General features: G+C 39.9%; 9 protein-coding genes and 2 pseudogenes. 10 read left to right on the top strand and 1 reads right to left on the bottom strand.

Annotated elements, in window-relative coordinates; translation table 11 throughout:
- Positions 1-356: 356 nt before the first annotated feature.
- From QZ488_RS12230 to QZ488_RS12200, 6 genes and pseudogenes are all read left to right on the top strand, one after another.
- Positions 357-1826, top strand: a complete 1470-nt coding sequence (locus QZ488_RS12230; protein WP_293749048.1) for an MFS transporter — start codon at positions 357-359, stop codon at positions 1824-1826.
- Between the two features lie 70 nt (positions 1827-1896).
- A pseudogene (locus QZ488_RS12225) lies at positions 1897-2916 on the top strand (glycoside hydrolase family 43 protein).
- A gap of 97 nt (positions 2917-3013) precedes the next feature.
- Positions 3014-4830: pseudogene (locus QZ488_RS21510) on the top strand (glycosyl hydrolase 115 family protein).
- Between the two features lie 78 nt (positions 4831-4908).
- Positions 4909-5871, top strand: a complete 963-nt coding sequence (locus tag QZ488_RS12210; protein ID WP_293749042.1) for a hypothetical protein — start codon at positions 4909-4911, stop codon at positions 5869-5871.
- A gap of 230 nt (positions 5872-6101) precedes the next feature.
- On the top strand, positions 6102-6872 hold the full coding sequence (locus QZ488_RS12205; protein ID WP_293749040.1) for a hypothetical protein: 771 nt from the start codon (positions 6102-6104) through the stop codon (positions 6870-6872).
- Between the two features lie 403 nt (positions 6873-7275).
- Positions 7276-7494, top strand: a complete 219-nt coding sequence (locus QZ488_RS12200) for a hypothetical protein (RefSeq protein WP_293749038.1) — start codon at positions 7276-7278, stop codon at positions 7492-7494.
- Between the two features lie 34 nt (positions 7495-7528).
- Here QZ488_RS12200 and pepE read toward each other — a convergent pair whose 3' ends face one another.
- The gene (gene pepE, locus QZ488_RS12195; RefSeq protein ID WP_293749036.1) at positions 7529-8233 is read right to left on the bottom strand and encodes a dipeptidase PepE; all 705 of its coding nucleotides are present in this window, start codon (positions 8231-8233) and stop codon (positions 7529-7531) included.
- A gap of 97 nt (positions 8234-8330) precedes the next feature.
- Here pepE and QZ488_RS12190 point away from each other — a divergent pair, with 97 nt between their 5' ends.
- The 4 genes from QZ488_RS12190 (at position 8331) to QZ488_RS12175 (ending at position 12562) form a co-directional block, all read left to right on the top strand.
- A complete protein-coding gene (locus QZ488_RS12190) occupies positions 8331-8807 on the top strand; it encodes a low molecular weight protein-tyrosine-phosphatase (protein ID WP_293749034.1) in 477 nt (158 codons plus the stop codon).
- Positions 8808-8950: 143 nt separating this feature from the next.
- Positions 8951-10294, top strand: coding sequence for a class II 3-deoxy-7-phosphoheptulonate synthase (locus tag QZ488_RS12185; protein WP_293749032.1), 1344 nt, complete (start codon positions 8951-8953; stop codon positions 10292-10294).
- Between the two features lie 108 nt (positions 10295-10402).
- The gene (locus QZ488_RS12180; protein ID WP_293749030.1) at positions 10403-10639 is read left to right on the top strand and encodes a FeoA family protein; all 237 of its coding nucleotides are present in this window, start codon (positions 10403-10405) and stop codon (positions 10637-10639) included.
- 108 nt (positions 10640-10747) lie between these two features.
- Positions 10748-12562, top strand: a complete 1815-nt coding sequence (locus tag QZ488_RS12175; RefSeq protein ID WP_293749028.1) for a ferrous iron transporter B — start codon at positions 10748-10750, stop codon at positions 12560-12562.
- The last annotated feature ends 300 nt before the right edge of the window (positions 12563-12862 follow it).

Genomic DNA, 12862 nt, shown 5'->3' with positions numbered 1-12862 from the left:
CAATACATTTTTTAACGTTTTCTTGACTGTAACGGGACCTAAATTCCAAGCGATGCACCTGTGCCTTGGATGCGCTAATTTACCTTTGTTTAGTGTTCATAAAAAGGACGGAAATTCTTAGTGTCTTTATTATATGTAACAATTGCTTTATGTTTTTCTAACAGAAATTTATACCTGTTCGACTAATGTCTTTCTTATTGGAACTTGTATGTTGTTGTTTTTAAAGGTGTTATTGTTGGGTTTTTAATTTTCATTAAACAATAAGGCACTTAATCTCAGGTTTATTGCTGCTATACAGACTTTCTGACTGGAAGTAGACTCGTACGATATTTACGTCTAAGTGTTAATAAAATCTCATGGCAGAAAATACCGAAAAGTTAAGTGTGTTAGAGAAGGTTGGATACAGTTTGGGTGATTTGGCGGCAAATCTTGTATTTCAAACCTTAGTGACATTTATCGCTTTTTTTTACACCGATGTTTACAAAATTCCTGTGGAATCGGCCACCATGATCATTTTTTCTTGTGGCTTAATCGCCGCATTTTTTAATCCTTTTATGGGAATGATTGCTGATAGAACTCAAACTCGTTGGGGGAAATTTAGGCCTTGGATTTTATGGACCTCTGTGCCTTTTGGCATAATAGCGTTGCTTACATTCAGTACACCTGATTTTAGTCCAGAGGGTAAAGTGTATTATGCCTTTATTACCTATCTATTATTGTTATTGATTTATTCAGCGAATAACCTGCCTTATTCAGCTTTAAGTGGCGTTATTACCGGTAATATGAAAGAACGTAATAGCATGTCTTCCTATCGTTTTGTGGCAGTCATGATTGCGCAGTTTGTCATACAAGTATTATTGCTTCCTCTGGTACTAATTGCCGGTGATGGAGATAAAGCCATTGGTTTTGAAAAGGTCATGACCTTTTTATTTATCGGGGGTGTGATTATGTTTATGATCACGTTTTTCACTACCAAAGAACGGGTGATAGCAACTGCAGAACAAAAATCAACAGTTCTCGAAGATTTGCAAGATCTAGTGAGAAATATGCCTTGGGTGATAATGCTAACGGTAACAATTTTGGTGTTTGTGACCCTAGCCCTCAAAGGTGGTGCGTATATTTATTACTTTGAAAACTATTTAAATCCTAAGCTGATTGCTGACTTTTTGGTGACGATTGGTTTTAACGGTTTTATTGATGGCTTAAATGCAGGTTTAACGGGCTTAGGAATGACTGAGTTCAAGTGGCCTGAAGATCCAGCGACTTCAGGTTTTGCAGTGTTTAATGCCGGTGGCATTATCTTTATGATAATCGGAATTGGCTTTTCAAAAGGTTTAGCCGATAAGTTCGGAAAGCGAGAAGTGTTTGGTGCTTCGGTAGTTATTTCAACGATCTTTATTGCTGCCTTTTATCTGTATCCGCCGGATTCAATTGGTTTGGTGTTTACCTCACAGATTCTGCATGGTTTCTTTTACGGGATTTCGACTCCTTTGTTATGGGCAATGATTGCCGATGTCGCTGATTATTCAGAGTGGAAAAATCATAGAAGAGCAACCGCAATAATATTTTCAGCCATGATAGTGGGTCTAAAAGTAGGGCTCACCTTTGGGTCATCTTTGTTATCCAGTATTTTAGGTTTTTATCAATATGATCCGGACTTAGCAATACAACTGCCCGACACTGTAAATGGAATCAAAATGTCGGTCAGTGTGTATGCGTCTATCCCCTTTTTATTGGCGGTGGGATGTTTATTCTTTTACAGAATTAGTAGACAAGTCGAACAACATATTGAAGTGGACTTAACGGCCAGAAGAGCCGCAGAGTAGGTATAAAAATAAAATTTTAATTGATGCGCAATCTTCTTGAGGTTGCGCTTTTTTGTAAAGAGAGTAGATGATGTCGGATGAATTATTATCCCAAAAAGAAATAACCGAAGTAGGTTCAAAGGCTATTTCAGCGCCTTTAGTTGAGAACATTTATACAGCTGATCCTTCGGCGCATGTGTTTGATGGTAAAATTTAAATTTACCCGTCTCATGATATCGATGCTGGCATTCCATTTAATGATAATGGTGACCATTTTGGCATGCAGGATTACCACGTTATCTCAATGGATTCGCCCGACAGCAAAGCGGTAGATAATGGCGTTGCATTACACGTAAAAGACGTACCTTGGGCGAGTCGACAAATGTGGGCACCAGACGCGGCAAAGAAGGGCGATAAATACTACTTTTATTTTCCGGCAAAAAAAGCCGATGATATTTTTCAAATTGGTGTTGCTGTGGGCGACTCTCCGGTTGGCCCTTTTGTTGCGCAAAGCCAACCTATAGGCGGCAGTTATTCTATAGATCTTGCCGTATTTGAAGACGATGATGGGCAATATTACATGTATTTTGGTGGTATTTGGGGCGGTCAATTACAACATTATCGGAATAATAAATATGACCAAAATATTGCTGAGCAAGAAGCGGATGAACTGGCTTTAGGACCTATCGTCGCTCGCATGAGCGACGACATGCTGGAATTTGATGAAACGCCTAAAGAAATGTTAATACTTGATGAGCAAGGCCAACCTTTGTTAGCCGGTGATCACGATAGACGATTTTTTGAAGCCGCTTGGATGCATAAATATAATGGTAAATACTATTTTTCATATTCGACTGGTGATACGCATTTGTTGTGTTATGCCATAGGAGAAAGTCCTTACGGACCATTCACCTATGCAGGCAGAATTTTGGAGCCTGTTTTAGGCTGGACTACCCATCATTCAATCGCGCAATATCAGGATAAATGGTTCTTGTTTTACCATGACTCGTCTCTTTCAGCTGGGGTCACCCACCTGCGCTCAGTCAAGATGGCTGAAATCGAATACGACAGTGATGGCCTGATAAAAACATTAGTGCCTTACCGAGACTAGGTTCACTTTAGTACTGCGGTATTGAATTTCAAATAGGACTGTTTTGCAGTCCTATTTGCGTTTTGGGGCTAACATTAGAATAATTGGAAATACATCAATGAAACATGTAATCGCTAAACACAAACTTTTTGCCTTGGTTTTGTTTTTACTGGTAAGTGACACTGCTAGTGCCGCCGACTTTATTACTTTTAGTGCTTCTAAGGGTAGTTTTGCAATAAGTAAAGATAACCAGCCTACCTCTATGTTTATCGACCCGTCTGAACGCAATGGGCTTAAATTAGCCTTAAAAAACCTACAAAGTGATCTCCATAAAGTTACCGGTGAAACGCCAAATATTATCCACTCTATAGCTAAAGCCCAAATGCTTATTATTGTGGGCACCCTAGACAATAGTGGGCCAATAAAAGCACTACAAAAATCCGGTAAAATCGATATTCAAGCTATTCAAGGGCAATGGGAAGCCTATCAAATTCAACTAGTATCGCAGCCTTTTGAGGGCGTTGAGCAAGCCTTAGTGATATCGGGCAGTGATATGCGCGGCGCGATTTTTGGGGTTTACGAACTTTCAAGTGCAGTAGGGGTTTCGCCTTGGTATTGGTGGGCTGACGTACCTGTGGCTCAGCACGAAGACATCTTTGTGAAAGCCGATACTCTGGTAGTGGATTGGCCCAAAGTAAAATATAGAGGCCTTTTTTTAAATGATGAAGCGCCCGCACTTACAGGTTGGGTACAAGAAAATTTTGGTAACTATAACAGTCAGTTTTATGGGCATATGTTTGAGTTGATGTTGAGACTTAAAGCCAATTATCTGTGGCCAGCCATGTGGAATAATGCATTTAACTTGGATGATCCTAACAACCCAATATTGGCTCATGAGATGGGAATTGTAATGGGCACTTCACATCATGAACCTATGATGCGAGCAGACAAAGAATGGAATTGGACCGGAGAAGGTAAGTGGGATTACGCGGTCAACGAAAAACACCTTTATGAATTTTGGCAACAGGGCGCCAAACGTCACCAAAAGCTTGAGAGCATATTTACTTTAGGCATGCGTGGCCAAGAAGATGAGCCAATGAGCGAACAACAAAACATCGCCTTGTTAGAAAAATAGTAAGTGATCAACGTGACATTTTACAAGAAGTGTATCAGCGCAACGATATCAGTGACGTACCACAAGTATGGACATTATATAAAGAAGTCCAAGGGTATTACGAAAATGGTATGCGTGTTCCTGACGACGTCACCTTGTTATGGTCGGATGACAATTGGGGCAACATTCGTCGATTGCCAACTGCCAAAGAGCGGGAAAGAAGTGGCGGTGCCGGCGTGTATTATCACTTTGATTATGTTGGTGGACCGCGATCATATCGTAGGATAAATACCATCCCCATTGCAAAAATATGGGAGCAGATGAATTTAGCTTACCAATATAATGCACGGAAAATTTGGATTACCAACGTGGGCGATTTAAAACCAATGGAGCTACCCACTGACTTTTTCCTTAAAATGGCGTGGGATCCAACTCAATTTTCTGCAAACTCTCTTTCAGACTATTTAGTCTCTTGGGCAACGCAACAGTTTGGCGAACAATATGCACTACAGATAGCCAAATTGATTCAAGGTTATACTCGACACAATGGCCGGCGCAAACCCGAACTTTTAGCCCCAGATACCTACAGTCAACTTGCTTATAACGAAGCCCAGCGTATTTCTGATGAACTAAGCAACTTATCAAATACCGCTGAGGAAATTGCCAAGAAGTTAGGTGAACGCTACCAAGATGCCTTTTTTCAATTGGTCTTACATCCGATACAAGCCAGTCGAAATGTGTACGAATTAAATAATAGTCTGGCCAAAAACTATCTGTATGCTCAGCAACAGCGTGTGTCCACCAATGAATGTGCTGAGTAGGCTCGAGAATGGTTTGCAGCCGGTGCGGCGTTAGAGAAGCGTTATCACGGTATAAATAACGGGAAATGGAATCACTTTATGTCGCAACCGCATATTGGTTATACCCATTGGAATAATCCTCGAGAGAATACTATGCCAGTCGTTCAGATCAATCAGCCTATCTCTGTGGCGGATATGGGAGTAGCGATTGAAGGCCGCGCTAATGTGTGGCCTGAGGCTGGAGGTTTGCAATTGGATTTTTCAGCATTCGGTCAACAAGAATATTTTTTTGATGTGTTTAATAGAGGAGTTCAAACATTTAACTTTGAAGCTAAATCTTCAAATAATTGGATGAAATTGTCCACTACAGCCGGTAAAGTTGATAAGCAAAAGCGTATTCAAGTAACGGTCGATTGGGCTCAACTTAAAGAGGGGGACCATAAGGGATATATAACCATTAAAGGCGCTAACTTAGGACAAACAAAAATAGCGGTCACTGCTTTTAAGGCAAAACAAGAAACCAAAACTGGTTTTATTGAAGCGGATGGATATGTGTCAATTGAGGCTGCAAACACCCAAGTTGGTAATAATTCGCCTCACGCTTTTTGGCAAGAAATTCCACTACATGGCCGAACACATTCATCCATGTCTGTCACTATGCCTGCTAACACCAGTTTTGCGGATAATATTCTCGCAGCGCCTTACCTTGAGTACGATGTTTATCTTTTTTCTAGTGGCGAACTTCGCTTGATTTCTCTATTAGCACCCAGTCTGAATTTTGCAAATGGACCTGGATTAAGATTCGGTGTTTCCATTGATGAGCAAGCTGTTTTTGTCGTAGATACTCTTGAACATAATAGCCACCAAGATTGGCAGCAAGGGGTAATTGAGGGAGTTAGGGAAGTAACTACCACTCTAGACTTTAAAACACCTGGCCAGCATTCACTGCGAATTTATGCGATTGATCCGGGCTTGGTTTTACAAAAGATAATGATTGATACTGGCGGATTAAAGTCCAGTTATCTTGGACCGCCGCAAAGCACGTTTATTGCAGTAAAATAAACCTATTGACGGCGAATTATTATGAATAATCTTGTATTAGGCAGAAGTCTCATTCATATTTATTAGCTGATATGAAGAAGGTTATAGTAAAATTGCAGTTCAAAATAATTTGTATTATCACATTGTGTTTAAGTTACTCCGCTGTCGCCAAAACTGTATTTTCGTTTAAAGGGGCGGAAACCTCGATTGATAGACGTTTTGTGTAGGTTAAAAAAGTACTAGAATTGGCTTTGGAGAAAACCAAAGCTGAGTATGGCGATTATGAGCTCAATGCGACCTATAATGGGGTCAATGTTGGGCGTATATTACGTCAGATGGAACAACAGTCAGAGTCAAATTTTTTCTTTAAAGCTTCTATGACTAATGAGATTGCACAGCGTTTTTTAGCCATTCCCTTTCCCATTGATCGTGGTGTAGCCGGCTATCGTGTAGCTTTTATTCGAGATGGTCAGCAATCTCGATACTGCTCAACCCAAACATTGGCGTCTATTAAATTTAAAATGTCAATTGTGCAAGGTATTGGCTGGTTGGATGGCGATATATTGAGTGCAAATGGCTTAAATGTTTATAAAATTAGCAATTATGACAAAATGTTTGAGATGGTTAGTATGGGGCGGATTGATGCTTTTTTTCGAGGTGTCAACGAGATAGAAACAGAATGGGAAATCAGGCGTTCGCAACTTCCTGATTTACGAATTGAACCTTGTATTGCTTTTTATTATCCATTGCCCCGCTTTTTTATCACTAATAAAGATAATAAAGTGAATGCTCAACGAATTATGACAGGCTTAGAGCGGGCTTACGAAGATGGTAGCTTCAATGAATTGTGGCATGAACTCTTTCTAGACAGTATTAAGTTGGTTGGATTAGCTAATCGCCAGCTCATTGAGCTTAATAACCCCTATATAAGCGAAATTGATATGAGTTATCAGAAATATAATGTTGATTTGACTAAATATTTACAAAAACAGCCTGAGCTAAAGCAACCTTCGGAAAAATAGTTTCACTCGATGAATTTAAGCCTAAGCCTTGCTGATGATGCGGATGCTTTTATTTAGATATATGTTTATTCTCGTTTATCCAACTCTAAACAGAGATGCCGTTTTTCTACTTCTAAAAGATACAATTAACTAATACTCAACGCTGATGCTTAGCCATTGATGCGGAACTCGGTAGTAATAGGTACAGCGAGAATATTTACACAGCACACCCGTGAAAAAAAACATGCAAGATAGATTGATTTTTAGACTCGATATCATGGCTGAAAAGTGGTTAATTGCTCGTAAGAAAACTCTATCAAGGGATGATTAAACAATGCTTCTACGCTCCTTCACCAAACATGTAAAAGAGCAAAGTTGGTTTGCGTTTTTTTAGACTTGTTAATCGTGATTTTTGGAGTGTTTATTGGTATTCAAGTGTCGAATTGGAATACTGAATTGGCAGGAGATTGTTAGAAATTATGCGATGACGGCGGTTGATGCCTTAAATGGAGAAAACTCCGTTAATGATGAACAATTTATTATAGGTGCTTATCAAGCCAGTCAAATCAATGGGATTTGGAGTAACAGTGCAACTTACAACGAACTGTTAAGTCCAGGACAAATTAAATACATATTCCAATAAAAGAAAGCTTCCAAATTGAGGTCTTGAACCAAAATCAAAGCTCTAAATACATACTTAAGTTTTGATCTGGCTTAATCACACTCTGAGATATCCCCTCAAATGCCACACCATCTAATTCTCCTTTTAAGACCAACGAGTCACCTTGCAACAACAAGGCACTGCCTTCACGAATACCAATAACAGGCATCATAGGGTTTAAAATACAAAACTCCTCAATACGCTGGGCCCTAGTTTCACCGTTGTGACCAGGTGGTTGGTAGTCGGTGTAGTGTGGGTTGAGTTGAAATGGCACTAAGTTCAGTGCATCAAAACTGGGTGGTTGTATGATAGGCATATCGTTAGTGGTGCGAATACTATTACCACAGATATTTGAACCAGCGCTCCAGCCCACATAAGGTGTGCCTTGGCTGACGTGTTTTTTTACCGTCTCTAATAAGTTTTGCTGATACAGTTCATTGAGTAGATTAAAAGTGTTACCACCGCCTACTACTATGGCTTGCGCTGTTTCTAATGCCTGTGAGGCATTTGAGAATTGATGAATGCCCTTTATTTGATAATCGGGTAGGGCTTCTTGTACTTTCGTAGTGTAGTCATCCCAGCTGACTGATACACCAGCAAATGGAATAAACAGCAGTTCTGTTATTTCGGGTAAAAAATTATTTAGCATGGGCAAAGCATGCTGCAGATAATCTTCAGTGCCCACTCGAGAACTACTTAACATCAGTACTTGTGCATTCATTTTTAAATTAATCCCTATTACCACTAGACGAACAATTATAGACAGATAGAATACTTTGCCTAGGGGAAAATCCACCAATCATAATTTAGGTTTCATCATGTCAATTAATACACCTTCGGTGCTTTTTGTTTGTTTGGGTAACATATGCCGTTCGCCCAGTGCTGAAGCAGTGTTTAAGAAAAAGGCCACAGACCACGCGTTAACTATCGAAATTGACTCAGCTGGTACAGCTGGTTATCACAAAGGGGCAGCGCCTGATAAACGTTCGCAGGCTGTGGGCGAGGAGCGAGGTTATAGTTTTAAAGGCTTAAGATGTCGTAAGGTAGTAGAGCAAGACTTTGAAAAATATGATTATGTTTTGGCAATGGATAACGCAAACGTGGCTAATCTTTTGGAAATTTGCCCTGAAGAATTTCAACACAAAGTAGCGTTGCTTTTAAGTTTTAGTCAATCTGAAGAACAGGAAGTGCCAGACCCTTATTACGGCGGGAAGCGCGGTTTTGAATATGTTTTAGATTTAATTGAACAAGGTGCTGATGGCTTTGTGCAACACCTTAAATCAACTCAACCATAAGTTATCCATATATAATTTAAGAATAAACACCTTTGTGATTGAAATTTATAGTCTTTCGCTCTAAATTCCCGTAGCAGATTGTCGGTTCGTTTATTAATCGACTACCTTATACCTACACTTATACCTATTGAAAAGGAAAAACCGTGAGCCACTGGCAACCAGATAGTTGGCGTTCAAAGCCGATATTGCAACAACCTACCTATGAAGATAAACAACACCTTAAACAGGTTGAAGGTACTCTTGGCAGTTATCCGCCGCTAGTGTTTGCTGCTGAAACCCGTGATCTGTATAAGCAGTTAGGTGATGTGGCTGAAGGCAAGGGGTTTTTGTTGCAGGGTGGTGATTGCGCTGAATCGTTTGATGAATTTAACGCACCCAAAATTCGCGATACTTTTAAAGTTATTTTGCAAATGGCCATAGTGTTGACCTATGCGGGTCGTTGTCCGGTCACTAAAGTCGCACGTATGGCAGGGCAATATGCAAAGCCTCGTTCTGGCGACTTTGAAACTATTGATGGGGTATCGTTGCCTAGCTATCGTGGCGATATTATTAACAGTTTTGAGTTTACTGAAGCATCACGTAGGCCTGATCCTCAGCGGATGATTGAAGCCTATCATCGTGGCGCATCTACGCTGAATTTATTGCGAGCTTTTGCGCAGGGTGGTTTGGCCGATTTACATGAAGTGAATCGCTGGAATATGGCTTTTGTGGAAAATAACCCTTTAAAAGGTCGTTACCATGATCTAGCTAAGCGAATTCAAGATTCATTAGAATTTATGAGTGTCATGGGGATTAATTCAAGCAACACGCCTGTTTTGCATGAAACTAGTTTGTATACCTCACACGAAGCTTTGTTACTTAATTACGAGCAAGCGTTAACCCGAGTCGATACATTAACCGGAAATTGGTACAACTGTTCAGCGCATATGTTGTGGATTGGTGAACGTACTCGTCAACTCGATCATGCTCATTTGGAGTTTTTCCGCGGTATTCATAATCCTATCGGTGTCAAAGTAGGCCCGAGTATGCAAGAAGATGAACTCATTCAGCTGATTGATGCACTTAACCCAACTAATGATGCTGGTCGACTGACATTGATAACCCGTATGGGGGCCGATAATCTCGAGAAGCACTTACCTAAGCTTTTACGCCGCGTAAAACAAGAAGGCCGTAAAGTAGTGTGGAGTTCTGATCCAATGCATGGCAATACTTTTAAAGCGTCAAGTGGTTATAAAACTCGTAACTTCGACGCTATTTTGCGTGAAATTCAACAGTTTTTTGCAGCCCACAAAGCTGAAGGTACTCACGCTGGTGGTATTCACTTAGAAATGACTGGACAGCATGTAACTGAGTGCACTGGTGGTGCTTATCAAATAAGTGATGACGACTTAGCACAAGCCTATAAAACCCAATGCGATCCCCGTTTAAATGCTGACCAAGTACTAGAAATGGCCTTTTTGGTTGCCGACCATTTGCGCAATGCATAAATTAGACTAAAAATATGCCGCTTTGCAATCTGTTAGGTTGCACAGCGGTTGTTTAAAATGATATAAATGATAATCGTTTGTATTTACGCTGTTTAGTCTGGTAGTTGTATGACCCTCTGGGAAATTAAAAATAAACAAACTGCATTAATCGATAGTCTCGATCCAAGTATAGTGCCTGCAGTATTTGATCGTCTAAATGAAATGGGCTTTGCCGTTGGTCAGGCTATTCAATGTTTACGTCGCAGCCCTTTGAAAGGCCCCTTAGTCTTGCAGGTTGGTGATTGTGTTTATTCTTTAGAACAAAATATTGCTAATCGTATCAATATTAGTTTGGCTTTAAGCTGATGTGTGAAGTTCGCAGTTCTGCAGATCTTTGGCAAATGTTCAATATTGCTATTTGTTGCTTCCTAAGAGAACCAACGCCCAACTATTCTTATTTCTAAAAAGAGTCCAATGAAAAATATCATCTTGGTTGGTAAACCCAATTCTGGTAAGAGTTTACTGTTTAACCAATTAACAGGTATGCGCCAAAAAGTAGCAAATTTTCCTGGTGTGACCGTTGAATTGAAAAGTGGTAAGTTCGACGAATACCAATTAGTCGATTATCCCGGTACCTATTCATTAAAGAGTTTGTCGAAAGATGAAGAACTTGCCATCGAAAAGTTACATGAAGCGATGCACAATGATGATACATCGTTAATAGTGTGTAATTTAGATGCGACTCGATTAGAAAGAAGTTTAGTGTTTGGTCTTCAAGTCAGAGATTTGGCTTTTGAACATAACAAAGGTGTGATTTTTGCACTAAATATGATTGATGAAGTACAACGATTTGGCCATCAAATTGATACTGATAAATTAGCCGCAGATCTTGGTTGTGCCGTATATGCGCTGTCAGCCAAAACCTTAATTGGTTTACATGAATTTAAGTTGGGCCTCATTGATGCGGCTAAACATCCACAAGATTTTGTACCAATTAAAAATAACGCTCCACAAAGTTCATTGCTAGAAATCAGCCGAGAGTTGTCTGCCCGTTATGGTATTAAAGCTGATGTGGTATTAAAGCAACAAAATAGAATCGATGATTTTTTGTTAAACAGCGTGTTTGGTGGTTTGATATTTTTAAGCATCATGTTTTTGTTGTTCCAAAGTATTTTCACTTGGGCCAGTCCATTAATGGATGGAGTTGAGACTGTTATGACTGAGCTGGCTATGTTGAGTAGTCAGGTAATTCCAGCTGGTGTAGTCAACGATTTTGTTACCGATGCTATGTTTGGCGGGGTAGGTTCATTTTTAGTTTTTGTACCTCAGATAATGGTGCTTACTTTGATCATTGGTTTGCTTGAAGACAGTGGCTATTTAGCCAGAGCAGCATTAATTTGCCATAAACCACTCAGTTACTTTGGACTGTCTGGTAGAAGTTTTATTCCTTATTTGTCAGGGCATGCTTGCGCGATACCTGCAATCATGGCCGCACGCACCATAGAGTCACCCCGTAAGCGTCTGATAACAATGATGACTATTCCATTGATGTCATGCTCCGCTCGTTTGCCTGTGTATGCTTTGTTAATTGCTGTTCTCATTCCCGACACAAAATATCTTGGTGGATTATTAAACCTACAGGGTATTACCTTCTTTATTTTGTATTTTATTGGTATCGCCACCGCATTATTAGTGAGTACATTGCTGACTAAATTGACTGATTTAGATAAAGATAAAGCAGAAATGCCTTTTATTTTAGAGTTGCCGACTTATCGTTTACCCCACTGGAAACCACTTATCCACAGAGTCTTAACTAGTGCTAAGCAGTTTATCAGAAGGGCAGCACCAGTTATTTTTATGGTATCGGTAGTTATATGGGTTTTAGGTTATTTTCCGCAAAATGGTGACTTACAGTCTTCATATTTAGCGGCGTTAGGGCAGTGGATTGAACCAATATTTGAACCACTAGGCTTAGATTGGCGTTATGGTGTGGCGATATTAGTCTCGTTTTTAGCCCGCGAAGTATTTGTTGGTGCCCTTGGTACATTATTTGGAATTGAAGGCGCAGATGAAAATATAGCCGGGTTAGCTGCTAATATTCAAGCTGATGGACTAACCCTTGGTGCCGGAATTGGGCTGATGTTATTTTATGTTGTGGCTCTGCAATGTGTTGCTACTGTCGCCACCATCAAAGGTGAAACAGGTAGCGGTAAAATAGCCTGGGGGTTGTTCGTTTGTTACGGACTGCTTGCTTATATTATCGCTTGGATCGCTGCTAGCGTTATATAATCGATTTACTGTCCGACGATAATAAGTTTGATAATTTATAATAATGTTTGATATTTCTTAATATAGTTAGATATTTTTAGTTGGTATTAAAGCTATGGAATTTCAACTCAATAATTGTTCCGCTTCGTCACCATTGCGGACGTATCTGTGTTTTCGTTTACTTCAGGTTTGAGCGATCAGGAGACATTCAGAATAGTAACTGGTAGTCTAAATAAATAATAGGTAACCCCAGATCTGCTTAAGCAACGATCATAGCGTTAAGCTCTACGTCAGTTAAATTAAGGGATGGCTTATCTTTCT

Source organism: uncultured Paraglaciecola sp. (assembly GCF_913020055.1).
Taxonomy (GTDB): domain Bacteria; phylum Pseudomonadota; class Gammaproteobacteria; order Enterobacterales; family Alteromonadaceae; genus Paraglaciecola.
Note: the sequence above shows the minus strand (reverse complement) of the source record. Positions and strands in the feature narration are given on the sequence as shown.